This is a genomic window from Paenibacillus sepulcri (genome assembly GCF_042647105.1).
In the GTDB taxonomy this organism is placed as follows: Bacteria; Bacillota; Bacilli; order Paenibacillales; family Paenibacillaceae; genus Paenibacillus_Z; species Paenibacillus_Z sepulcri.
Map to the genome: position 1 here is coordinate 3,249,587 of NZ_JBHRUP010000001.1, position 26,002 is coordinate 3,275,588.

At 54.7% G+C, this 26,002-nt stretch carries 15 protein-coding genes; 5 read left to right on the top strand and 10 right to left on the bottom strand.

Annotated features, from left to right (window positions below; translation table 11 throughout):
• Positions 1–37 precede the first annotated feature (37 nt).
• The 3 genes from ACFOLF_RS14410 to ACFOLF_RS14420 form a co-directional block, all read right to left on the bottom strand.
• Positions 38–880, bottom strand: coding sequence for a carbohydrate ABC transporter permease (locus tag ACFOLF_RS14410; RefSeq protein ID WP_210042382.1), 843 nt, complete (start codon positions 878–880; stop codon positions 38–40).
• Entirely contained in the window at positions 880–1,785 is a 906-nt protein-coding gene (locus ACFOLF_RS14415; protein WP_210042398.1) for a carbohydrate ABC transporter permease, read from the bottom strand. Before ACFOLF_RS14415 ends, ACFOLF_RS14410 begins: the two co-directional genes overlap by 1 nt.
• Before the next feature lie 78 nt (positions 1,786–1,863).
• Complete coding sequence (locus tag ACFOLF_RS14420; RefSeq protein WP_210042400.1) at positions 1,864–3,183, bottom strand: ABC transporter substrate-binding protein; 1,320 nt, start codon at positions 3,181–3,183, stop codon at positions 1,864–1,866.
• Between the two features lie 217 nt (positions 3,184–3,400).
• Here ACFOLF_RS14420 and ACFOLF_RS14425 point away from each other — a divergent pair, with 217 nt between their 5' ends.
• Genes ACFOLF_RS14425 through ACFOLF_RS14440 form a run of 4 tightly spaced genes read left to right on the top strand, consistent with a single transcriptional unit; the run spans position 3,401 to position 11,534 of the window.
• Positions 3,401–4,525, top strand: coding sequence for a mandelate racemase/muconate lactonizing enzyme family protein (locus tag ACFOLF_RS14425; RefSeq protein WP_379219626.1), 1,125 nt, complete (start codon positions 3,401–3,403; stop codon positions 4,523–4,525).
• Between the two features lie 31 nt (positions 4,526–4,556).
• The gene (locus ACFOLF_RS14430) at positions 4,557–6,707 is read left to right on the top strand and encodes a beta-galactosidase trimerization domain-containing protein (RefSeq protein WP_210042410.1); all 2,151 of its coding nucleotides are present in this window, start codon (positions 4,557–4,559) and stop codon (positions 6,705–6,707) included.
• 60 nt (positions 6,708–6,767) lie between these two features.
• Positions 6,768–9,383 (top strand): hypothetical protein, encoded by a 2,616-nt coding sequence (locus ACFOLF_RS14435; protein WP_210042412.1) that lies wholly within the window; start codon positions 6,768–6,770, stop codon positions 9,381–9,383.
• A 45-nt stretch (positions 9,384–9,428) separates the two neighbouring features.
• A complete protein-coding gene (locus tag ACFOLF_RS14440) occupies positions 9,429–11,534 on the top strand; it encodes a hypothetical protein (protein ID WP_210042414.1) in 2,106 nt (701 codons plus the stop codon).
• A gap of 289 nt (positions 11,535–11,823) precedes the next feature.
• Here the strand turns inward: ACFOLF_RS14440 and ACFOLF_RS14445 are convergent, their stop codons facing one another.
• The 6 genes from ACFOLF_RS14445 to ACFOLF_RS14470 all read right to left on the bottom strand — a co-directional run bounded on the left by ACFOLF_RS14445 (position 11,824) and on the right by ACFOLF_RS14470 (position 20,328).
• Positions 11,824–13,143 (bottom strand): glycoside hydrolase family 125 protein, encoded by a 1,320-nt coding sequence (locus ACFOLF_RS14445; protein ID WP_210042416.1) that lies wholly within the window; start codon positions 13,141–13,143, stop codon positions 11,824–11,826.
• Positions 13,144–13,284: 141 nt separating this feature from the next.
• The gene (locus ACFOLF_RS14450; protein WP_210042418.1) at positions 13,285–14,196 is read right to left on the bottom strand and encodes a carbohydrate ABC transporter permease; all 912 of its coding nucleotides are present in this window, start codon (positions 14,194–14,196) and stop codon (positions 13,285–13,287) included.
• A 19-nt stretch (positions 14,197–14,215) separates the two neighbouring features.
• On the bottom strand, positions 14,216–15,154 hold the full coding sequence (locus tag ACFOLF_RS14455) for an ABC transporter permease (protein WP_210042420.1): 939 nt from the start codon (positions 15,152–15,154) through the stop codon (positions 14,216–14,218).
• A 76-nt stretch (positions 15,155–15,230) separates the two neighbouring features.
• Positions 15,231–16,751, bottom strand: coding sequence for an ABC transporter substrate-binding protein (locus ACFOLF_RS14460; RefSeq protein ID WP_210042422.1), 1,521 nt, complete (start codon positions 16,749–16,751; stop codon positions 15,231–15,233).
• Between the two features lie 210 nt (positions 16,752–16,961).
• The gene (locus tag ACFOLF_RS14465; protein ID WP_210042430.1) at positions 16,962–18,509 is read right to left on the bottom strand and encodes a response regulator; all 1,548 of its coding nucleotides are present in this window, start codon (positions 18,507–18,509) and stop codon (positions 16,962–16,964) included.
• A 1-nt stretch (position 18,510) separates the two neighbouring features.
• Positions 18,511–20,328, bottom strand: a complete 1,818-nt coding sequence (locus tag ACFOLF_RS14470; protein ID WP_210042432.1) for a sensor histidine kinase — start codon at positions 20,326–20,328, stop codon at positions 18,511–18,513.
• Positions 20,329–20,595: 267 nt separating this feature from the next.
• On the opposite strand from ACFOLF_RS14470, the gene ACFOLF_RS14475 reads away from it, so the two are divergent.
• A complete protein-coding gene (locus ACFOLF_RS14475; RefSeq protein WP_210042440.1) occupies positions 20,596–23,913 on the top strand; it encodes a DEAD/DEAH box helicase in 3,318 nt (1,105 codons plus the stop codon).
• An 805-nt stretch (positions 23,914–24,718) separates the two neighbouring features.
• On the opposite strand, the gene purD is transcribed toward ACFOLF_RS14475, so the two are convergent.
• Positions 24,719–25,987 (bottom strand): phosphoribosylamine--glycine ligase, encoded by a 1,269-nt coding sequence (purD, locus tag ACFOLF_RS14480; protein ID WP_210042442.1) that lies wholly within the window; start codon positions 25,985–25,987, stop codon positions 24,719–24,721.
• Between the last annotated feature and the right edge of the window lie 15 nt (positions 25,988–26,002).

A 26,002-nucleotide genomic window follows, 5' to 3' on the forward strand; every position in this document is an offset into this window, starting at 1 on the left:
GCCCTTCTTCCAGCCCCGTGAAATGTGTACCCCTATCCTACCCTTTAATTCCTGTGGTCGCAATGCCGTCGACGATATACTTCTGGAAGACGAAAAAGACGATAATGACCGGAATCATGGAGAGCACGGACATGGCAAACACCGCCCCCCAGGACGAAGCGCCCTGCGAATCGAGGAACAGCCTCAGGCCAAGCGGAACTGTGAAATGATCGACCGAATTCAGATACAGCATCTGGCTGAAAAAATCGTCCCAGGTCCAGATAAAGCTGAAGATCGCCGTGGTAATCAGCGCCGGGACTGACAGCGGCAGAATGATGCGCCAATAGATCTGCACCGGACCGCAGCCGTCGATCGTCGCGCTTTCGTCCAGGTCTTTCGGAAGGCCCCTGATAAACTGGACCATCAGAAAAATAAAAAAGGTGTCGGTCGCCAGAAACTTGGGCACCGTCAGGGGCAGGATCGTATTTACCCAGTCCAGATAATGAAAGATGGCATACCGCGGAATGAGCGTCACGTGGGCCGGCAGCATAATCGTCGTCAGCATGCAGGCGAACCACAGCTTTCTGAAGCGGAAATTCATACGGCCGAAAGCGTAAGCCGCCATGGAGCATGTGGCCAGATTGGCAATCACGCACAGGCTGCTGATGATGAACGAGTTTTTGAAAAAGGTGGCGAACGTCTGGTCGCGGACGACATGCCATCCCTTGACATAATTTTGCAGAGTGGTTTCATGGGGCAGCAGCCCCGGCTGGGAGAAGATATGCGATTCCGGCTTAAACGAGCTGGAGATCATCCACAGCACCGGGTAGAGCATGCAGAATCCGAATAAAATAATGAACAAATGGGTCAAGAGCCGTTGCAACCGGATCGGGCGCGCCATCAGGATCTCCCCCCATCCTCGTAATAAACCCAATATTTTGAAGTGAAGAATACGAAAGCCGTCATGGCGCCCAGCACGATGACCAGCACCCATGCCATGGCAGAGGCATAGCCCATTTCGAAAAAGGTGAATCCCTTCTTATACAGAAGCATGGTATAAAACAGAGTCGAGTTGACCGGCCCGCCTGTTCCTCCGCTGACGATGAAAGCCGAGGTGAACGCCTGGATCGATTTGATCAGCTCGATGACCAGATTGAAGAAAATAACCGGTGTGAGCAGGGGCGTTGTAATGCTGGCGAATTGTCTGAACCGGCTGGCCCCGTCCACCGAAGCCGCTTCATAAATCTCCGCGGGTATCTGCTTCAGGCCCGCCAGAAAAATAACCATCGAGGCGCCAAACTGCCAGGCTGCCAGCAGAATAAGCGTATACAGGGCATAATCCGGATGCGCGACCCAGCCCCTGCCCTGAATGCCGAAGACGGCCAGCACATCGTTGATGGCGCCGTCCATTCCGAACAGGTTCTTCCATAGCAGGGCGATGGCGACGCTTCCTCCGAGCAGGGAGGGGATATAGTAAACCGTGCGGTATATGCCCAGCCCGCGCAATCCCTTGTTGAGCAGGACCGCGACGAGCAGGGCGGCGACCATTTGCACCGGAACGCCAATAAACACATAGGTCAGCGTAACCCGGACGGAATCCCAATAGTCGGAGTCGTGAAACATGTCGATATAATTCTGAAAGCCGGCCCACTGCGGCGGCGAGAGCAAATTGTAGTGGGTGAAGGACAAATACAGCGAGCTGATCATCGGTCCCAGAACAAAGGTAAAAAAACCGATGAGCCACGGAAGCAAAAACATATAAGCGATCAGTCCGCTGCCCGAACCTTTATTGCGGCGTTTATTCATTGTGAGCATCCCATCCTTCGCATTAACGCGGGAGGATCGACCTTGAAGACCGATCCTCCCTTGAATTCAATTTACGGTCTAACTGGCTGCGTTCATTTTATCGATGATTTTTTGCAGCTCCGCGTAATATTCCTCGGCCGCTTTATCTACCGTTTCCTGCCCGAAAGCGACTTTCTCGCTCAGCTTCTGGTAGAGCGCCTGATTCTCGTTGAAGCCCGGCGGATTCGGTCTGTAAGGGGCATCGGATGTCTTGCTGACCTCATCGATATAAGAGAAGATGGCCTGATCCGTTTCATTGGCGGATTTAATCAGATTCTCCCGCACGTCGGAATTGACCGGAGCTCCCCGGTCGTTGCCGAGTATCGCCGTGGCCTCCGGATCGTTGACCATAAAATCAAGAAACATGGCCACCTCCTTGGGATGCTCTGTCTTGGCATAGCCGGCCATGAACTGGCTCGGTCTCAAGGCGATCCCGTTCTTGCCGTTGTCGTACGGATAGATGTGCATTACCAATTCGTCCTCCGTGGCGTTGCGGTAAGCGCCAAGCTGGTTGCTCGGGATGAGCTGCATGGCAACCTCCCGTTTAATCAGCATCGACTGCTCGGGCGTGGTGGAAGCTGCCGCCTGAATTTCCGGTGGCACGATCCCTCCGCTCTTGCGCATATCCGCCCACATCTGGAACCAGTTCTTCGCATCCTGAACATCGAATCCCGCCTTGCCGTCGACATACTCGCTTTTCCCGCGCTGCTCCAGGTAAATCGAGAAGGCGTTCTGCTGAAAATCCTCGGTCCCGTACACATTGCCCAGCGCTTTGGTCAGCTTGGCCGCGGTATCGGCAAATTCCTGATAGGTCCACGTATCGCCCGGCAAAGGCACATTGGCCTGCTCGAACAACGTTTTATTAAGCAAAATGCCATAGGCGTTCGAGCCCAGCGTGACCCCATAGAACTTCCCGTCCATCGTGGCGGCGTCCACCATGCTTTGATCATGCTTGCTTAGATCCAGCTCCTTGCCCACAAAGGGGTTCAGATCGAGCACGACGCCCTGCCCGACATAATCGTTCAGATTGCCGCCGTATTGAATAATGTCGGGAGCGTTGCCTGCCGCAAACTGTGTCGACAGCTTGTCGAAGTATCCGTCAAGCCCGGAATACTCGGCCTCGATTTTAATGTTGGGATATTTCTTCTCGAACAGATCGATGACCTTCAGCGTCGCGTCATGCCTCTCCTGCCCTCCCCACCATGTAGCACGCAGCTCTACATTCTGCGGCTTCCCGTCCGCCGCCTGATTCTGTCCCGGCGCTGCCGTCCCGGGCTCATTGCTGCCGGATTTCGAGCTGCATGCCGCCAGCAGGAGCGTTAGAGAAACCAGCAGGATCGATACCATTTTCTTGTTCAATTCAAATGCCTCCCTTGTTTGATCTGATTCCCAGTATAGATTGAAAGCCCTTTCAGTTGAATCAACAAAAATAAGGATTATTATCATAAAAGTTAGAACTTCACCAGCCGAAGAACCTAATTTTTGTTACGGAATCACTAACTTTTCTTTATTTCTTTCGCTCATGTCTGCCCTTAACATTTATTTAGTATAGAGATATGGCCGCCTGCTATTCATAATCGCAAATCCGGTTCGGGAGGAATATCCAATGAAAATTGTCAGTATCGAATCTTTCACGACACGCCATCTGTGCATTGTCCGTGTCAAAGGCGACGACGGCAGCGAGGGCTATGGCCAGACGGCCCCCTTCCATGCCAACATTACGGCACTTGTGCTGCATCAGCAGGTTGCCCCAGCGATGATCGGCGCGGAAATCGGCGAGCCCGGCGGCATCGCCGATTTTGCCGAATCGCATATCTCCAGGCATTATAAGTTCGCCTGGTCCTACATCTGCCGGGCCGTCGCGGGCGTGGAGACAGCGCTCTGGGACTTGTCCGGCAAGCGCAGCGGCAAAAGCGTCTGCGAATTGCTGGGAGGCGCTCCGCGGCCCCTGCCGGTATACGGCTCCAGCATGAAAAGGGACATTTCGCCCGAGGATGAGGCCGCGCGGCTCGTCTCCTTGCAGAACCATAAAGGGATCGACGCCTTCAAAATCCGCATCGGCTCCGGGCTGGGGGACAATGCGGACGTATTCCCCGGCCGGACAGAACGGGTGGTGGAGGTCGTCCGCAAAGCGCTTGGGGAAGGGACCTCCCTCTATGCTGACGCCAATGGCGCCTACAAGCCGGAGAAGGCGATCGAGGTCGGACGCATGCTGTTGGACCGGGGAGTATGCCACTATGAGGAGCCTTGTCCGTTTCCCGAGCTGGAATGGACCAGACAGGTTACGGAGGCGCTGTCTATTCCCGTGACCGGCGGGGAGCAGGATAACGACATGGCCCAGTGGCGCCGCATGATTGCGATGCGCGCGGTTAATGTCGTGCAGCCCGATATCGGTTACGTCGGAGGCTTCAGCCGGGCGCTTGAGGTAGCCAGACTGGCCCGCAGCGCAGGCATCCTCTGCATGCCTCACGCCGCGAACAAATCGCTGCTGACCGTATTTACGGCCCATCTGCTTGCTTCCATTCCCAACGGCGGAGAACGCATGGAGTTCAGCATCGAGAACGAAACAATCACGAAGGGACTGTTCAACGAACCGCTCGATGTGCAGGAGGGACATTACGTGATGCCCGAGGGTCCGGGCTGGGGCATATCGGTCAACCCCGATTGGCTGCGGGAAGCCGAATATGCGGTGACGCGATGAATGCCTTACATTCGGGACGGAGGCGGGGCTGATGGGTAAATCGGATTGGCTGCGCAAACGGAATCTGAGCGTATTCATGACCCCGCGCGATATCGACGTGCCGGGGCTTGATGCCGAGCGACTGGCCAGGGATTTGCACGACATGAACGTGACGATGATTTCTTTTCTGGTTGGCGGCTACATTGCCAACTATCCCACTGAGCTTCCCATGCAGCGCAAGGTGCCCGGACTTGGACAACGGGATCTTCCGAAGGATGTCATCGAAGCCGTTCACCGCTACGGCATCAAGGCCATTGCCGCCATCGATCTAGGCGTCCTGCCGGCCCATGCCGCCGAGGCCCATCCGGACTGGTGCGCGACGGATATCAACGGTAAGCCCTACGTTATCGTGCCGGGAGAACTGTACAACGCCTGCCTGATGGGCGGGTATTATACCGATTACGGCTTCAGGATGGTCCGTGAAATTCTCGGACGCTACGACGCCGACGGAATACAATTGAATAATTTCGGCTTCACCGGCAAAGGCATTTGCTACTGCCCCGGATGCCGCAGCGATTTCCGCAGGGTATGCGGAGAAGAAATTCCCGAACGCAAAGACTGGAGCGACCCCGTATTCCGCCGGTTTATGCGCTGGAGGGAGATGAAAACGAACGAGGGCGCCCAGCGGATGCGCCGGATGGTCAAGAAAGTCGATCCGGAGCTGCCCTTCATGGGCAACAGCGCCTGCTTCGGCGATGCCGACTGGGTGCTCGGATCTTCGATCGACAAGGAAGGCGTAGCCGAGTTCGAGGATATCGTCAAGGTGGAAGCCCAGACCCGGATCAAGTCGAATATCGAGCAGGACAACCCTGATTGGCAGTGGATTCACTGGACGGCAGAGGAAGCGAGCTTCCTGACCTCGGTGATCGACGACAAGCCGGTTTATGTCGTCGCCTCCTATTTCGTGGCGTGGCCCTGGCGCAGAATCGCGGTCCCGCCCGCGGAGCAGAAGGCCTATTTTGCCCAGATTGTGGCTAACGGCGCCTGGCCGGCAGTGAATCTCTCCGGCGGCGCGCCCGCCACCCATGACGACAAACGCGGCTTCCGGGCGATCGGGGAGCTCTATGGCTTCGTCAAAGAGCACCGGGAGTTTTATGACGACGAATGTTCGGCGGCTGGCGTGGCCATCGTTTACTCCCAGCCGACGCTGCTGTTCTACGGGGATGGACGCGCCCGTCACTATGTCGAGGCGATCCGGGGCGTGGAGCAGAGCCTCCAGGAAGCGCATATTCCATTCGATATCATTTCCAACCGCACGCTGCTCAGTGTGGAGAAGCTGAAGAAATACCGCACGCTTATCCTTCCTTCAATGGCCTGCATGTCGGAGGAGGAAGCGCAGGCGGTCTCCTCCTTCGTCCACGGCGGGGGCGGACTGATCGCCTCCTTCGAAACCTCGCTTTACGATAAGGAAGGCAACCCTCATGGCGGTTTCCTGCTGCGAGATCTGTTCCGCGCCGATTACGCCGGGCAGACCCTTCCGATGAATGACGGGGATGTCCTGAAACGGCAAACCTATATGACCATTGCCGGCCGGGAGCATCCACTCGTCGCGGGCCTGGAGGAAACAAACTTCCTTCCCCTGGCCGGCTCCTACTGCGCCGTCGAATATGATCCGGCCGACGTGGATACGCCGCTGATGAGGGCGCCGGCTTACCTGCTCAATCCGGAGGGCTTCGCCTATCCCCGGCAGACCGAAGCCGCCGGTCCCATGTCGCTGCTGTCGGAACACGGGAACGGCGGCCGCGTCGTCTATTTCAACGGCCAGCCTGACCGGTATTTCTGGAAGGTGGGCTTCCCCGACCTGGGAACCCTGATCGCCAATGCCGTGGCATGGACGGCAGGCGGGCAGACCGTTGCCATCGACGCTCCGCCGACCCTGTATACGACCTTTCGCCAGCAAACAAACCGGAAGCTCGTTCATATGGTCAATCTGACTGGCGGCAGGCGCTTCTTCAACAGGCTCGTTCCGCTGCGCGACATTGCCGTCACACTCAAGACCGGTCCGGACCGGCCGCTGCTGCGGGCATACCTGGCTTCCGACCGGCGGGAGCTGCCCTTCTCTATGGAAGAGGGCGGCTGCAAGGTCATCGTTCCCCTCCTGACGGATTACGACATACTCGTATTCGAGTTGTCCGCCCCTTGAGGAAGGAAGCGCGGCAGATTGCCGCGACAAATTGCATTCATAACGGAGGAATCGACGAAAATGAGAAAGCTTACAGACGGACATTCGCTTTATATCGTAGACAAGACGGAATCGACGGGACCCGCGGCGTTCGGTACAAGCGAGCTGTACCGCGTCCTCTCCGAACGGGGGATCCGGATTGAACGGATTCCCCATTGGTCCTCAGCCGGCTCTTCCGGCTGCCTGGTCATCGGCACAATGGAAAACAGACAAATCCGGGTGCTGCTGGAGCGGCAGCAGGCGGATATTCCGCACAAGCCCGAAGGTCTGATCTATCAGTGGTGCGCTTACGGCGGCCAGCCGGTTCTGGTTGCGGCCGGTACCGACGGGCGCGGACTGATGTACGGACTGCTGGAGTTGGCCGAGCGCATCCAATCCGGCGGAGCAGAAGCCTTGAACCGCACGGAGAATGAGCTGGCAAATCCGGATCATGCCGTCCGCGGTCTGGACCGGTACATTATGGGTCCGCATGACGACGAATGGTTCTACTCCGCCGAATTTTGGCATTATTATTTCAGCCGGCTGGCATACAGCCGCTATAACCGGTTTGTACTGATCACCGGATGGGATACCTCCCACTTCTCGCCGCCCTATCCTTTTTTCGTTGAGATTCCGGGATTTACGGACATGACAGTCGCAGGCTTCTCCGCGGACGACCGGGCGCGCAACCGCGACCAGCTGCGTCAGATCGGCGCTTTATGCCATCAGTACGGGCTGGATTTCTTCCTGGGCATCTGGCAGCAGAAGCCCTGGACCGGCTCGCAGGAGGTGCTGCTGCAGGGCATACCTGAAGACGAGCTGGCCTTCTCTTCGTATTGCGCCGCCGGTCTCCAGGCGATGATTAATCAGTTCCCGGACATTGACGGCTTTCAATTCAGGGTCAATATGGAATCCGGTATCGGAAAATTCAAAGATACGAACAACGATTTCTGGAACACCTGCATTCAGGGCATCGCCAAGGCTGGCCGAAAGGTCAAGCTCGATCTTCGGGCCAAAGGCGCTACCGACGAGATGATTCAATACGCCGTGGAGACGGGACTCGATGTAACCGTACCCACCAAGTTCTGGTGCGAGCATCTGGGCCTGCCCTATCATCCGACGGAGCTGAGGCATGAGGAATTGGCCGATATCGGCAATCCGAACTCCAGCCGCCGCTACAGCTACGGGGATATGCTCAGGAAGCCGCGAGGCTATGATGTGATTTACCGGCTGTGGAATTACGGCAGCTCCACCTTGTTCCTGTGGGCCGATCCGGATTATGTCCGGCGGTTCTCGGAGAGCTGCAGACTAGGAGATGCCATGGGCTACGAGGTGTCTGCGCCTCTCAGCCTGAAGGGCGGCCATGCCACCGTCCAGAAGCAGATGGCTCCCTGGAAGCTGTACAAGGAGCCGGACCAGGACCACAGATGGGAGGATGAGCGGTACTGGCTTTGGTACAAGCTGTTTGGGCGTCTGGGGTACTCCTCTGCTGCCGGCAGTGAAATCTGGATGCGGGAGCTCGAAGCGCGCTTCGGGCACGAGGCAGCAGCCGAAATGGAACATCTCTACCAGCTGTCGGGCAAAATCCTGCCATTGATTACCGCGTTTCATATGCCTGTCCATCCTTCACTATGCTACTGGCCGGAGCTGAGCACCGGCGGCGCCTTGTTTGCGGAGCACAATTATACGAAGGATTATAATTACAACTCCAAGGTCCAGAAAAATGTTACCTATACGGATACCGAGCCCAGCGATCCGGGATTGTTCTACCGGATAACCGATTTCGTCCAGGACACGCTTGATGGTCGCCTGAAGGCCAAATATACACCGCTGCAGGTTCGGGATTGGCTGCTGGCCCTCGCTGACGGTATTCATCAAACCGCAGAACGGATCAACGGGCTTCCGGAGCTTGCGGAGCATCTAGAGTGGAAATCGTCCGCGCATGATTTTGCCATGCTGGCCTGCCTGGCGGAGTATCACGCAGACAAAATTGCAGCCGCGATGGAATACCATTTGTACACGATCGGGCAGCAGGCCGCTCATCTCGAGCAGGCACTGCGGTTCATGAAGGAAGCCGAGTCGAAGTGGCGGCACCTTGCGCATCTGGGCGGCAAATTCCAGGACAATCTGGTATTTAACGCCGGGGCGGGATCGGGCCTTGGACGAAGCGGACATTGGCGCGACCGGCTGGCTGAAATCGAAGCCGATATCCGCAGATTGGAGCAGCTTGGGGCCGATCAGTCGTCAACGACTGCGGGAGAACAGCGCTTGTCGCCCCGGCTTGTCATCGATTACAACCGCCCGCCGCGATGGGTCAAGCCGGCTTCCTTCGGAATTGACGTTCCCGCCGCGTGCAGCCCGGGCTCCGATCTGGAAATCCGCCTGCGAAGCGGGGAGAACGGACGGCTGCCCGAAGAAGCCGTCCTTCATTACCGCAGGGCGGACCAGACCGAAGGGGCCTTCCTCGCAGCCGCGATGACCCGCACGGAAGACGGCTTCCAGGGGACCGTACCCGGCGGTTACATCTCGCCGGAATGGGATTTGATCGTGTATTGCTCCACCCGGGACGAGGCCGGAGAACCCTTATTGTATCCCGGCATCTTCCATCCGGAGCATGCATTCCCGTACTTCGTTATCGCCGTATGCCAGCAGGGCTGATGCCTTCGGAAGGGCGAATGCCATTAGATGGAGGTGTGTCAGACCATGAAAATAGTTTATGACGGCTCCGTCGAACTGCTCCGGTTCGGTGTCGGGCAAATCAAGACGAGTCTTGCGCGGCGGGGCCTGTTTTATGTGGAGCAGTGGGTTTCCCATCCGCCGGAAGTCCCGCCGGACGAAGGGATTGTCGTGGCCCTCTCCGTCCGCAAGGATCCGCCGCGGGATGAGCCTGCGGCGCAGTGGGAGGAGCAGGCCTTCGCGATTCATCGCCGGGGCGGCGTTCTATTTATCGAAAGCGGCGATATTCGCGGCTTGTTCTACGGCTGTCTGGAATGGGCGGAACGGATCGGCCGCAGCAGGGAGCTGGAGGATGGGGAGAGCATCCGCGTTGCGCCACGGCTCCCCATGCGCGGCGTCAAGTTCAATTTGCCCTACGCGCCTTTCGAATATGGGGAGCCGTTCACCGCGAATCTCGATACGTGCATGGATATCCGATTCTGGCGCGACTATCTCGACATGCTGGCATTGAACCGGTACAACTGTCTGAGCTTATGGTCGGAGCATCCGTTCCATCTGATGGTCGTATCCCCGGCATTCCGGGAAGCCAATCCGTTTGACGATACGGAGATCGACAGGAATATCCGCTTCTGGCGCGAGATGATGCGCCATGCCGCTGACCGCGGGATCGACGTTTACCTGTTCACCTGGAATATTCGCCTTATTCCCGAAGTGGCGCGCGGCCTCGGACTGCCCGAACAGGTCGGAGATTTCGCCCCGGATGCTGCGGACCGCTCACGCAGGATTGGCTTTCCGCTGAACCGGTTCAGACAAAATTCGGAGCTTGTCAAGCGATATATTCACGAAATGGTGCTGCAGCTGCTGCTTACTTATCCCGATTTGAAGGGTTTGGGCACCTCAGCCAGCGAATGGATGGACGGCGACGGTTATGACCGCGAGCGCTGGATTTACGATACGTACGTGCAAGCCATCCGCCAATCTGGACGGGATATTCCCTTTATCCACCGTACGAACACCCAGAGCGCGGGGAAGGAAATCAAGGACGTGGTGCTAAAGCATTTCGAACCTTCCCGGTTTTATATCAGCTGGAAGTATTCCAATGCCCATGCCTACTCCCACCCCCGGCCGCAATTCGAGAGCCTCTGGAACGCATGGGAGGGTATCGATCTGGACCGGACGCAAATTCTCTTCACGGTCCGCAATGACGATGTGCACACGCACCGCTGGGGCGACCCCGAATACATCAGGGAGTATATCGAGGGCATGGCGGCCAAGCCCTACGTCAAAGGCTTCTACTGGGGAGCCGACGGGTACGTCTGGGGCATCGATTTTCAGCATGCCGATCACGGGCATAAGACGTGGAAGTACGATTTCGAACGGCATTTGTATCAATTTCAGCTGTGGGGGCGGCTTTCCTTTGATCCCAATACGGATGACGGGACGTTCCACTGGCTGCAGTCGGATACGTATGGGCCGCTGCATACGGGGGAATTTCTGCTGGGGCTGAAGCATGCTTCCGCCATCATACCGGCCGTCAACCGCCTCTTCTGGCTCAACTATGATATGCAATGGCATCCGGAGAGCTGCTTGTCTCATCCCCGGCACGGAGGCTTCAAGACGATCAATGATTTTGTGCATGCCTCGCCTATGCCAGGAGCGGGGGTAGCGGGAATCCGGGAGTTTGCCAGGGCGGAGCACAGCGGAGAGCGGGAAGCGCTGGCCGCCTTGTACGACGAGACACCAGAGGACATTATCCTCAAGCTGAAGCAGGCCGCAGCGGAAACGAAAGCGGCTGCCGACAAGCTGGCGGAATCGTTGGGCGTGCATCTGGCGGGGCATCTGGCCTGCACGCTGTATGATTTGTACGCATACGCGGAGCTGGGCGGCTACTATGCCTGCAAATTTTCCGCCGCGCTGGAGTTGAACCGGTATCACCTGAACGGAGACGGGACTCATCGGGAAGCGGCCGTTTCTCTGCTGGAACAAGGAAGCGCGCATTGGAAGCGGTTGGGCGAATGGTGGAGCCGTCACAACAAGCCGTATTTCATGGCCCGGATAAAAATGACATTCGGGTATCCGCTTTACTACGATCATGTGCTCCAGGACATCGAGATTGCGCGGCGGTATAAATAAAAAGCGGGTACTTCGTCCGCTCGGCCTCCCTTCCAGGCGGGCAGGAGGCAGCGCCTGGCTTCGGCCATACACTCATTCCACAATAGCTTTATACTGCCCAAAACATACAAACAAAAACAAATGCCGATATTTTTGTAAGAAGAAACGGCTCTCGCCGTCCTTTGGCGGCACAGCAACTTTCTTCCCTTAGAAATAGAAGCAAAGTATGGAGGTATTTTATACTTTCTTATATTTTCATAAAAAGACGCCGGAACAGCAACCGTTCCGGCGTCTTTCATCTTCATCCGCTCTATAAAATGCCTTCCTTCATCGCTTTATACACGAGCTGCGAGAACAGGCTGTTTGACCAGACGAACCAGTCTCTCGTGTACACGCCAGGGTCATCGGCATGAAAGCCTTCATGCATATAGCCCGTATCCGCATCGGTCGCCTCCAGCATGGCGATCATCGCCAGCTTCTCCTCATCCGATGAGGCGGTCATTCCCTGCATCGACAAAGCCATATGCCAGATGTAACCCGGAGGCGTGTGCGGGCTGCCTATTCCCCGGGCCGCACTGCCCTCGTAATAGTAAGGGTTGCTGCGGCTCAGAGCGAACCTTCGCGTATTCTGATACACCGGATTGTCGGCGGTCGTATAGCCCAAATAAGGAATCGACATCAGCCCCGGCGTGCCGGCATCGTCAGCCAGACAGTAATTGCCGAAGCCGTCGGTCTCATACGCATAGATCGAGCCGAATTCCGGATGACGGTAGATGCCGTACAGCTCAATGCCGTGGCGGACATCCGCCTCCAGCCTGCCAAGCTCCTGCACGAGCGCGGAATCCCGGAACACCCACTCGGCAATTTCGCCAAGCTGGGCCAATGAGACCGCCGCAAACATATTGGCAGGCACATTATAGTGAAAATCGCACGCATCATCGCTTGGCCGGAAGCCCGACCAGATCATTCCCGTGTAATTCACCGGCATCCCGGCGCCGTCATTGCGCAAGGTATCGGTTGCGACGCCGTTATTGCGCGTGAAGCGGTAAAATGAAAGCTCGTCATGTCGCTGCTCGGTTCTCCACAACTTCACAATGACTTTCATCGCCGCCTTGAAATTCGCATCGAAGATGTCTGTCAGGCCGGTAGCCTTCCAATACATATGGGCCAGCCGGACCGAGAAGCAGATGGAGTCGAGCTCGAACTTGCGTTCCCAGACCCACGGTCCCATCTCCGTCTCATCTGTGGCATTCCAATGCCAGTCATTCGCCGATTCATTGAACGCATTGGCATACGGATCGATGATAATCGATGCCATATGACGTTTAATCAAGCCGCCGAGAATCCGCTGCAGATCCGCATCTTCAGCGGCCAGCGGCACATAGTGGATGACCTGCTCGACGGAATCGCGCAGCCACATGGCCGGAATATCGCCGGTTAGGATAAAGGTGGTATCGTCGTCCATCAGCTTCGTTGCGGTTTCCAGCGTATTGGGAAAACAGTTTCGGAACAGCTGGAGCAGCTTGGGACGATGGGCCAGCTTATCCTCCGCCTCATCCAATACTGCCTGAACAGCGGCCGGAAGCGGAAGCTCCGGCAGAGTGATTTTCGGTAAACGGAACTGCTTCATCTCTTATGTCCTCCCGCATCCCCACGGGGATATGATCATCATTTAAATATAAGTTCAAAACGTTCTACTTTTAGCACCGAGAAGATCCGTTTCCTGGTAATCTTCGCGATCGAAGTCGGACGTTTTGAACATCCTATACATTTATTCTTTTACCGCGCCGATGGTCAGGCCCTGCACAAAATACCGCTGGAAGAACGGATAAGCCAGAATGATCGGCCCTGTCGCCAGGACCACCATCGCCATACGCGAGGTTTCCTGCGGCATATCCTGAAGCATGCCTGCGTTGAAGTTATTGGAATTTTGCGTAATGAACTGCATGGTGGTTTCAATCCGCATCAGCATCGACTGCAGCGGAACGAGGTCCGGATTTTCGATATAGAGCAGGGCGTTGAACCAGTCATTCCAATAGCCCAGCGTGCTGAACAAGCCGATCGTCGCAAGACCCGGCAGAGAGAGCGGCAGAACCAGACGGATGAACGTCTGCAGCTCCCCTGCTCCATCGATCCGGCCCGATTCAATGATCGCGTCCGGCACCATCGTACTGAAGAAGGTGCGCATAATCATAATGTAGAACGCATTAACCGCCATCGGCAGAATAAGCGCCCAGATATTATCGCCCAGGTGCAACAGCTGCGTTACGACGATATAAGTCGGGACAAGTCCGCCGTTAAACAGCATCGTGAAGAAAGCCAGAAAGCTGAAGAAATGGCGGTACTTGAAGCTTTTGCGGGAAATCGCGTAAGCATACAGGGTGATAAAAATCAGGCTGATCAGCATTCCCACGACGGTGATGAAGATCGTGACGCCGTATGAATGAAGCAGGGAATCGCCTGTTCTGAATATATACCGGTAGGCATCCAGGCTCCACACGTCCGGAATAATCGCATAGCCGTTGCTGGCCAGCGTAAGCTCATCCGTAAATGAAATAATCAGCACGAAAACAAAAGGAAATACACAGGCAAAAGCGAACAACGCGGCGATAATGTTGAACACCACATTGGCCGGGGGAGACAACCGCTGGAAATCGCGGGACTTGCTTCGAGTCTTCGACATGACCGCTTCTCCTTTCTGATTAGAATAAGGCGTTGTCTTTGTTGAATTTGCGTACGATCCAGTTGGATGAGATCACCAGGATGAAGCCGATTGCCGATTGGTACAAGCCAGCCGCCGTGCTCATGCCGATCTCGCCGGTCGTTTTAAGTCCACGATACACATAGGTATCGATAACATTCGTCGTTGAATAAAGCATGCCTGAATCGCGCGTAACCTGGTAGAACAGGCCAAAGTCCGCATAGAAGATGCGTCCGATTGCAAGCAGGGTCAAGATGGTCATAAGCGGCGTAAGCATCGGAATCGTAATATGCCGGATCTGATTCCACTTGCTTGCACCGTCGATCATGGCCGCTTCATACAGGGATTTGTCGATCCCGATGATGGCTGCCAAATAAACAACGCTGCTATAGCCGATGGTTTTCCACAAGTTGATAATAACAAGCAGGTAAGGCCATTTGTGAGGTTCCGCATACCAATTGATCGGATTCATGCCAAAGTAGCCCAGAATCTGGTTCAGGAGCCCTTTGTCCGCGCTCAGAAAGCTGAACACGAAGTAGCCGACAATAACCCAGGACAGAAAATAAGGCATGAAAATAGCCGTTTGATAAATTTTGGACAAGCGTTTATTGACGATTTCCACCAGAATGATGGCCAGACCCACTGAGAATATCAGGCCCAGAATAATAAAGGCTACATTATAAAGCACGGTATTGCGCGTTATGACGTAAGCATCCTCGGTGCTGAACAGAAATTTGAAGTTATCGAGGCCCACCCACTTGCTCTGCAGAATGCTGGCCAGAAAACCTTCCTGTGTAAAGCGGTATTCCTTGAATGCGATAATGGTGCCGGCCATGGGCAAGTAGGAGAAAAAGAAAAACCATACCGTGCCCGGAAGCACCATGAACAGCATCGCTCTATTTTTGGCAATATCCTTCAGAATTCTCCCAAGCGTGCTCATTCTATCCCTCCTTATCCGGTAACAAAAGGAGGGGCGGACGCATGCATCCGCCCCCTCCTGTGTGATTCATAAAGCTTTATTTTTGCGTTGCTCTCCATGCGTCCAGTTGGGACTGGGCCTCAGCGATGATTTTGTCCAGTCCGGCCGCTTTGAATTTCTCGATCGCCTGCGGCAGGTATTTATCCGGATCAGCGGTTCCGGTCATCAGTGCTGGCCAGAATTCGCCTTTCACGTTCTGAATGGCAGCCAGTTCATTGACCACCTTGGAGCTGTCGAAGTTGAAGCCGAGCGTCGGAGCAGCTTTGCCGGCATCGTTATAGGCTTTGAATTGCTCCCATTTGTCAGCAGGATCTGCGGCGCTCAGGTAAGTCAGCATGATATTGCCCAGTGCAAAGGTAGGCATATCGTAGTTTTTGGCGTCAGGCAGGTTTTCCATGTGCGTATCATCGATTTTTTTGTAATGTACGCCTTCGATACCGGAATCCACCATGTTGCGCAGTACAGGATCGGTGTTAAGCAGGTTCAGGAACTGCATCGCTTTGTCCGGGTGTTTGGAGTTCGCCGAGATTGCTTGCATGGAACCCATTACCGACCAGTTGTAAATAACGGAATCGTTAGCCGGTTTGGAAACAACCGGATAGCCATAGCTTTGCGACCAGAGAATGTCGGCAAAAGGCTGGGAAGACGCGCGGTCCAGGAACCATTTGCCTGATTTCGTCAGGTCATCTGTCGAGCTGATCGTTGCCGCTTCCGGAGAGATGTAGCCGGCTGTATAGTATTTGTGCATCGTTTCCAGCGCTTGCTTCATTTCAGGCGTTTCAAGCACATCGACGATTTTGAAATCCGTCGTATCCAATTTTACCGCCATCGGCAGGTTTTGGATAATATAGTCATAAGGTACAACTGGAACATGATCTTTGTTGACCGCGAACGGTGCAACCTGCGGCTCTTTTTCCTTGATTGTTTTGAGCAGCGGCTCCAGGCTTTCAAGCGTATTCACGTTTGAAATGTCCAGGTTGTATTTGTCGACCAGGTTTTTGTTGAAACGCCATACTTCTTGAGTAGGCAGCTCTTTGTTGGCCGGAACGCCGTAGTTATGGCCATCGACCTTGGAGCCTTCCAGGAAGGCCGGATCAAGCTCATCCACAATACCTTGACCGTATTGCGTAAGCAGCTCGTCAATCGGTGCGAAAGCGCCTTTGCGGGCATTCTGCACATAATCAAAAGCCCATGAGCAGGAGAAAAGGATATCCATTGGCGAACCAGATGCGGTAAGGACCTTCATCTTCTGGTCATAGTCGCCAAAATCGATCATTTTCATCGTTACGGTGACGCCGATTTTCTCAGCTGTATATTTGCTGACCTCAGTCATAACCTTGTCCATATCTTTTTGCGGAGCACCGATCGTATACCAGACCAGGTTTACCGGTTCTTCTGTGCTGCCGCCGCTATTTCCGGCGGTGCTGTCGTTCGTGCTGCCGCCGTTATTTGCTGCTGTATTGCCGTTATTGTTCTTGCTGCCGCAGCCGCTCAGGACCATAGCAACAACCAGCATCAGCGCAAGCGCCAGACCAACGCTTTTTTTTGTTCTTGTCATTTTTGTTAACCCTCCCGTTTAATGATTGCTTCTTTCATGCCTCTTAGGCTCTTCTTTACATTAACTGATGAAAACCGTTACAAATAGAGCTTAAACTAGACATATCGTGTTCAAAATAAACAAAGAAGGACTTTTCTCCTCCTAAGTAAGAATGATCCTTCACCGTCGTTTGCGACCGGTGCAGGATCATCTTCTTCAACTGAAAGGCCATCAAATAAGCCCTTTATAATCCGTCGGCGAGATTCCCACATATTTCTTGAACTGCTTGTGAAAATAACCCGTTTCCCAATATCCGACGCCGCGGGCGATTTCATGCACCTTCAGATTGGTTTCCTTGAGCATTTCCTTCGCTTTCTGGACCCGGTATTTATTGATATAATCCGTGAAGGTTTCGTTGGTTTCCTTATTGAACAGCTTGCCCAGGTAGCCCGGATGAATGTTATATTTGCGCCCCAGCGATTTCAGGGACATTTCCTCCATATAGAACTCATGAATATGGTTCAGGACCTGTTTGACAATCGGACTTCTGTCATCCTGTCCCAGAATATCGATCATCATCCCCGCCGCTTCCTGTACGAGCGAGACCAGCTCCGCCACGTCAGAAGCAAGGGCCGCTTTCCCGAACACATCCTTATAAAGTCCGCTGACCATAGCCTGCGCCGATTTCAAATCGTTCAGCTCCATCTTCAGCCGCAGCATCATCTCGATGGCCAGACTGCGCAGCAGCGCGGGAGTGACTCCCTCCTGCTTCTGCGCCTGCTGGAACTCCTCCTCGATCCGGGTAAACAGATTCTCCTTGTCCTTGGCCACCATCAGCTTGCCGAGATCGGACCAATCGACGGGAATTTGCGTCAGCTGCGCATCGCGGTCCGGAATAAGCGTTTCATATTCAGCGATGTCCGTCCGGCCAAGCATCAGAAAATATTCCTGCGCCCGCCGCGCCTGCTCGTAGCTCTGCCGCTGCTCCTCCCCCATGCGCTTCACGGTGCCGAGCGAAATCCGCGACCGGTAGGATTCACCCAGCTCATCGCGCAGCCTGGTCAGAAGGTCAAGGGCCGCTAGCTTGCAGGCCTCCGGACTATCGCCCATAAAAACAATGACAATATCCCCTTCCAGATTGGTAAAACAAACGGTGGCGCGGTCCGCAGCCACCCGCTGCTTGATCTCGCGCCTCAGCTCCAGCACCATCTGCTCATCCTCATCGTCGGGCCTGACGATCGACGCCAGCAGATAAGGCCATTCAAAGACGATGCCGAGAAGTCTCGCCCGCTCCGCAAGCTCGGCTGGCGCAATCTGGCCGGTCATCCAGCGGTATAGAATATTATCCCTCAGGATACCGATCTCATCATCGGTGAAAGCGGGAATCAGGGACTGCGAGGCAGAGGCGTTCAATTTCTCCACCGTGTTCTGCAGGGTCTCCGTCAACTCGGTAAAATTAATGGGCTTAAGCAGATAATTCTCAATGCCCAGCCTCATGCCCTGCTTTAAATAATCAAACTCGTTATAGCCGCTCAGGATAATGATCCGAAGCTCCGGATACAGCTGCCGCGCGGCGGAAATCAGCTCAAGGCCGTTCATTACCGGCATGGTGATATCGGTGATCAGAATATCCACCGGAACCTCCTTCATCCGCTCCAGCGCCTGCTTCCCGTTCTCTGCCCGGCCGGTGAGCTCGAGGCCATACGAGGACCAATCCACCGCATCGTACAAACCATCCAGAATAAACGGCTCGTCATCGACCAGAAATGCCTTATACATATCAGCTTTCCCCCTCTGATGTGTTTGGAAACCAGATTTTCACCGTTGTGCCCTTGCCGGGCGTGCTTGCAAGCTCAACCCCGCATTCGTCCGCATACACCAGCTTCAACCGTTCGTATACGCTTCTAAGCCCCAGCGATCCGCTTGTTTCGTCGTCCTCCGGGAGCAGGAACGAGCTGCGGATGCGCTCCAGCTTGTCCGGCGCAAAGCCGGTCCCGTTATCCGTAATTTCAATATGGATAATGCCTTCCCGCTCCTCTGCACGCACAGCCAGCACATTATCCGTATCATCCGCGCGTATGCCGTGAACAATATAATTCTCGACTATGGGCTGCAGCGACATTTTGATCATTTTCCGGCTGCCAAGCTCCGGTTCATACGCAATCGTGTAGCTGAACTTGTCCTTGTAGCGGATGCGGAACAGCTCCAGATAACGGCGGCAGTTCTCCATCTCCTCCTGAAGCGTGACCACGGTCTGCTGCTGTACGAAGCTCTTGAACAGCACAGCCAGGCTGTAAATCATTTCGCTCACATCCGTCACGCCCTGCGAGATGGCCCTCATCCGGATGACCTCCAGCGTATTGTAGAGAAAATGGGGATTGATGCGGGCCTGCATCGCCGTAAGCTCCGTATGCTTCTGCTTGATTTCCGCTTTATAGACACGGTCGATATGACGCGTCAGCTCCTCCAGCATTTGATCGAAGCTGCGCGAGATCTGTCCGAGCTCATCCTCTTTGGTGTCCTGGATTCGCACCGACGTATCGCCGGTTTCAACCTTGCGCATGGAGCGGATGATCCGGTTTGTGCGCTTGGCGAAATTAATCACAACGAGCGAAGGAACGATGACCGCAACGAGAATGCACGCCGCGCTGACAAACAGAATCAGATTGCGGAGCGTCCTGTAGGACTCCGCCACCTCCTGCTTGGGAGCCACGCCTACCACAACATAACCCAGATTGTTTGGCGTCAGCGTGGAGATATAAGAATCCTGCTCCAGCTCGCCTGAGATATTCAGTGAATTGAGCTTGTCCGCATAAGGATAGGTGGTCCCGTAATAGTTGCCCGACGAGTCGAAAATAACGCCGCCCTCCGATGCCAGAACGAGAATATAACCGTGAAAATCCTTCTCGTAGCCCGAGATCGCTTGCAGGATGCTGTCGGAATTGAAATACACGATTAATTGCCCGACCGCCTTCAATGTGCCGAGATCGTTAATGGAGCTCTGAACCGAATACAGCCTCGTGTCCGGTTGATTGATGGTTTTGCGCACCCATTCATTGGGCACCGAGATGTTCCCGTTCTGGAGCGCCATCGCATCGGGGATGAAGGACCTCGACGGATTCGTTGTGATCAGCCGGGACGTATTGCGCTGGCTTTGTACATAGAGAAACTGCTTCTCCGTGCTGTACAGCAATAAATTTTCCATATCCTGATCGTCCTCAATCATATTCTTCAAGTAGGCAATGCCGTCGGTCGAGCTGTTCTGACTGCCCATAAACTGATCCAGGCGGCGGTTCACGTACTCCTGAAAGGAATGCTTGAGCAGGTAGGTCATATTATCTGAAAGCTGCTGATCCCTGTAAATATTCTGAACCATCAGCTGAACCGAATCATGCTTGGCCGCGATATAACGGTCGACACGTTCCATCGCGTTCTTCTGATTCGTAAGCTCGCTTTGCACAATCGAGCGGGACATGAAATAAAACGTAAAATAAGAGAGCGTCATGATGGTAAGAACCGCTATTGCGGAGAAAATCAGGATCATTTTCACGAACAGATTATTGCTGACGTAGTTGCGATATCCTCTTCTGAGTCCCATTGGCGCCCCCTTCCGCGTCTGCCGCTTGTCCATCCACATCCCTTCATCATAGCGCTCTGTATCCAATTAAAAAAGGGAGAGATTAATGCAGTTCTGTCCAAAATAAGATTTTTATTAGGAAGTATTCTCTTCCATGAGGAGGCCTATCCTGTCCTGATTACCCTATGGGCCTTACTCCCCGCACAGATGTGCGAAATCTGGTATCATAAAGGCTGTACGCCCATGATAACCAATCACAGTTCACACAGAAGAAAGGATCAGAAGGCCATGAGCATTTCGCTGACCCACAGGGTCATTAAATTGTTGTGCGGCCAGATCTCTTACGATAGAGGAAAAGCCTATTACCGTTCCGGCAAAGTTATGCTTCAGGATTTCGATCCCGGGATTCCTGTCTATGAGGCCATCGTCAAGGACAATGGCAGTTGCCAGGTCAGCGTCCAGATCGATGGCGGCGGCGAAGTGCATGCGACCTGCAGCTGCCCGGCTCTGCCTTCCTATGACAAATACTGCAAGCATATCGCAGCCGTGCTGCTCCATCTCCATGATCTGCAGCAGGATGGCCGCATATCTGCGCAGGCGTCAGCGGCTTTGCAGCCCGCAGATGCCTTCCCCCGCGAATCCGGTCATCTTGTTCAGCGATATGACGGCTCGGCATCCCATTCCACAGCAGACGCCAAGCTCGTAAACGGCATGCTGGGGCTGTTCGGAGACAGGACGCTGCGGCCTGTCCGTACTTCAAGACCTCTTTTCAATAACCGTACCGTTCTGCAGGCCGAGTTTGTCTGCAAGCCCTCCGCTTACGGCTATGACAAGCATATGCTCGGCCTCGAGATGAAGGTCGGTCCCAAACGGCTGTATATCGTACCAGACATAAGAGATTTCCTGGACCGCGTTGACCGGAAGGAACCGTATAGGTTCTCCCGGCATTTCACCTATGACCCGCAGCTTCACTGCTTCCAGCCTGAGCATGATGCCGTCCTTGGGCAGCTGATCCATATTTTGAATCATGAAAGGCTGTATCGGGAATCATCCGGCGCCTACTCCGCCCGTGCCAACCCCACAGGCGGCGACCGTACCCTGCTCATCCCCCCTGTCTCCTGGGAAACCATGCATCCCTTGCTGGCAGCAGCTCCATCTGTGCGGTTTCAGCAGGACGGGCAGATCGTAGACGGGGTTGGCATATCCAATGAGGCGCTTCCCCTTGAATTCGGGTTCAATGAGGGGGAGGATGGCGGCTTTCAACTGGATATCCAGGGGCTGGATCCATTGATCGTCATGGAATCATATGGGCTTGTGCTCTCGGAAGGCAGAATGCTGAGGCTCCCAGCCGATCAATGCAAACGCCTGTCCGATCTGAAGCAGATGCTCAGCGCCTCCGGGAAGCCGCATGTGCAGATATTACCGGAGCAGATGGAGCCTTTTATGGAGAAGGTCATTCCCGGATTGATGAAGCTGGGCGCTGTTCACATCTCTCAGGCGGTATCGGAGCGTATTGTGCAGACCCCGCTCAAGGCAAGGCTTTATCTGGACCGGGTGAAGAACCGCCTGCTTGCCGGACTGGAATTTCAATATGGGGATATTGTGATCAACGCCTTGGAGGGAACCGGAGAGAAGCGCGGCGAAGGCCGCATTCTTATGCGGGACGGAGAGCTGGAGGGACAAATTCTGTCGCTGATGGAGCAAAGCGCGTTCACCCGGACGGAAGCCGGTTATTTTATGGATGATGAAGAAGCTGAATATGAATTCCTTTATCATGTCATACCGCTGCTGGAGAAGCTGCTGCAGGTCTATGCGACCACAGCGGTGAAGACCAGGCTTCACACCGGACATGTCCCTCCGAAGATCAGGGTCGAGCTGGATGAACGGACGGATTGGCTGGAGTTTACCTTCGACATGGATGGAATTCCGGAAGCGGACATCCGCAATCTGGTTCAGGCCATCGAAGAGAAGCGCAAATATTACCGGCTGCCAAGCGGAGCGCTGCTTCCCCTCGAGAATGCGGAATACGAGGAGATCAGGCGCTTCATCAACGAAACCGGACTCATCAGGGAGGATCTGAAGGGAAATCAGTTTCGTCTTCCGGTTGTCCGCGGCTTGCATATGATGGATGCCGAAGCAAATGGACAAGTCAAGCTGGGCAAATCCTTCCGCAAGCTGCTGGAGAACATGCGGAATCCCGATAATCTGGATTTTCCTGTGCCGGAAAGCCTGGAGCCAGTGCTCCGGGATTATCAGAAATATGGCTACCAATGGATGAAAACGCTGGCCCATTATCATTTCGGCGGCATTCTGGCCGATGACATGGGGCTGGGCAAGACGCTGCAGAGCATCGCTTTTCTCGTTTCCGTTCTGCCTGAGATTCGCAGCCAGAAGCTGCCTGCGATCATCGTATCTCCTGCCTCTCTGATCTATAATTGGCAGAACGAGCTGAAGAAATTCGCTCCCGGGATCCGCTGCTTGATTGCTGACGGAAGCAGAACCGAACGGATTGCCGCTCTGAAAAATGATTCCCGGGTGGATGTTTTCATCACCTCCTACCCGCTCCTTCGTCAGGATATTGACACGTATATCAAGCTGCCCTTCCATACGCTTATTCTGGATGAGGCGCAGACCTTCAAGAACCACGCCACCCAAACCGCGCAGGCAGTGAAGGCGCTGCAAGCCCGGTACCGGTTTGCGCTGACCGGAACCCCTGTGGAGAATACCCTCGAGGAGCTGTGGTCGATCTTCGATGTGGTGTTTCCCGAGCTGTTCCAAAGTGTGCGGGCATTCCACGACTTATCGCGGCAGGCGGTTGCCAGGCGGGTCAGGCCATTTATACTGCGCCGGCTGAAGACGGATGTGCTGAAGGAGCTGCCGGACAAGATTGAGTCGGTTCAGGCTTCCGGGCTGCTGCCCGAACAGAAGAAGCTTTATGCGGCCTATCTGGCCGAGCTGCAGCAGGAAACCTTGAAGCATCTGAGCGAGGACAGCTTCCAGAGGAACCGGATCCGAATTCTGGCCGGCCTGACCAGGCTTCGCCAGCTATGCTGCCATCCCGCCCTGTTCATTGAAGGCTACGATGGAGGCTCCGCCAAGTTCGAGCAGCTGCTCGACATTATTGAGGAATGCCGCAGCTCCGGAAAAAGGATGCTGATTTTCTCGCAGTTCACCCGAATGCTGGACCTCATCGGGCGGGAACTGGGTTACCAGGGGGTGCCGTTCTTCTATCTGGATGGACAAACGCCTGCAGCCGACCGCGTCGAGCTGTGCAGCCGCTTCAATGAGGGAGAGCGGGATGTGTTCCTGATCTCCTTGAAAGCAGGAGGCACCGGATTAAACCTGACCGGAGCCGATACCGTTATTCTGTACGATCTCTGGTGGAACCCCGCTGTCGAGCAGCAGGCCGCGGACCGTGCCCATCGCATCGGGCAGAAGAATGTGGTCCAGGTCATCCGCCTCGTAACGCAGGGCACCGTAGAAGACAAGATGTACGAGCTGCAGCAGAAGAAGAAAAATCTCATCGACGAAGTGATCCAGCCTGGCCAGGAGGCGTTGTCTACGCTGACGGAACAGGATGTACGGGAGATTTTGATGATGGGATGAAGAAGAGCCTTGATCGGTGAGCGACTTGGCTCAGCAATCAAGGCTCTTTATTGGAACAGCGAGGCTCGACCACCGTCATGCAACGCCACACCGTGCGCTGGGAGCTGCGCGCGGTGCTCGAGTCAGACCCGCAGTTTGGCAATAGTCCCATAAGAAAATCCACTTTTCAGCACTCTAATAAGGGTTATCCAGCCTTCAGCGCTGTATCCCACTTTTCAGCACTCTAATAAGGGTTTTCCCGTTACAGCTCTATGTCCGCCTTTTCAGCACTCTAGCAAGAATTTTCCCGTTACAGCATTATGTCCACCTTTTCAGCACTCTAGTAAGGATTTTCCGGCTTAAAGCGCTTTATCTCCGCTTTCCAGCGCTATAACAAGGAATTTCCGGTTTGCAGCCTCATTTCATGGCCAAAATTGCCACTTCACTTCCTCTAGTGAGGAAAATCCCGCATACAGAGGCAGTATTCGTGGCTGGGGTACATCTAAGAAGGACTTTCCTTACTAGAGATACCGATTAGACTTGGCTGGCAATTTTTCGTGCCGCAGCAGAATTCTACCCGCTTCTACAAAGCCAATAACATATCCATGGCCGACGTGCATGCAAGGACTTTCAATAACAGTAGTAGAGGTCTCCCCTCCTCATCTTCGATTCCTTTCTCTTTGTTCCCCTGTTAACCAACCAGCTATTAAGCGCAGAAACGCCGCCTCCTGTTTAAGGAAGCGGCGTAAATGCATCAATCTTCACAAGGCAGCTCATATAGCTTTGAACGTATGAATGAATGCTTTATAAAAATTCCTGCTATTTGTTAGTTCTTCAGCGCTTTAGCCCCAATATCCGTGCGGCTGTGCATTCCGTCGAAATGGATGGTCGAGACCGCTTCATATGCGCGGGCCCGTGCTTCGGCAATATCCTTGCCGCGTCCCACGATGCCGAGCACCCGTCCGCCGTTCGTCACAATTTCCCCGTCCTGCTCGGACGTGCCGGCGTGGAATACAAGCGCTCCCTGCGCTTTGGCAGCTTCCAGGCCTGTAATAACGCGGCCCCTTGGATAAGCAGCCGGGTAGCCTTCCGAAGCGGCAATGACACAAACGACTGCTTCGTTGCTCCAGGTGATATCGATTTGATCCAGCCGGCCGTTAAGCGAAGCCAGAATGATATCCACCAGATCCGTTTCCAGCCGCGGCAGAACAACCTGTGTCTCGGGATCGCCCATACGCGCATTGAACTCGATCGTTTTCACACCGTCCTTGGTGATTATCAGGCCGGCGAATAACACGCCGCGGAACGGGCAGCCTTCGCTGACCATTGCCCGGGCAGTCGGCTTGATAATGTTCTCGATTGCATCCTCCACCAGCGCCGGATCGATATGAGGCAGCGGCGTATACGTCCCCATGCCTCCGGTGTTCGGGCCTTTGTCGTTATCGAAGACCGGCTTGTGGTCCTGGGCCGGCACCATGGCACGAACGGTTTCGCCGTCCACAAAGGCCAGAATCGACATTTCCTGTCCTTCAAGAAATTCCTCGATGACGACACGTCCGCCTGATTCCCCGAACACTTTGCCGACCATCATGTCATGCAGAGCCTGCTCCGCCTCCGCAATCGTATAGGCTACCGTTACGCCCTTGCCTGCTGCAAGGCCATCCGCCTTGACCACAATCGGTGCCGTTTGCCCGCGAAGATAGGCAAGCGCTGATTCATGATCCGTGAATGTCTCGTATTTGGCTGTTGGAATGCTGTATTTCTTGAGCAGATTCTTCATGAAAATTTTGCTGCCTTCAATAGCCGCGGCATTCCTGCGCGGACCGTAGATGGGAATGTTCTGCTCCTCGAATGCGTCCACAATACCGTCGGCAAGCGGATCGTCCGGTCCAACAACGACCAGATCGACCTCATTATCGCATGCGAACTGGATCAGATCGGCGAACCGGTTAACCGCAATCGGCACGCACTCCGCAAGCTCCGCAATTCCGGCATTGCCCGGAGCGCAGTAGATTTTCTTCACTTTATCGCTTTTATTCAGCGCCCAGACGATGGCGTGTTCACGCCCGCCTCCGCCGATGACCATAATCCGCAAAGGAAACCCTCCCCA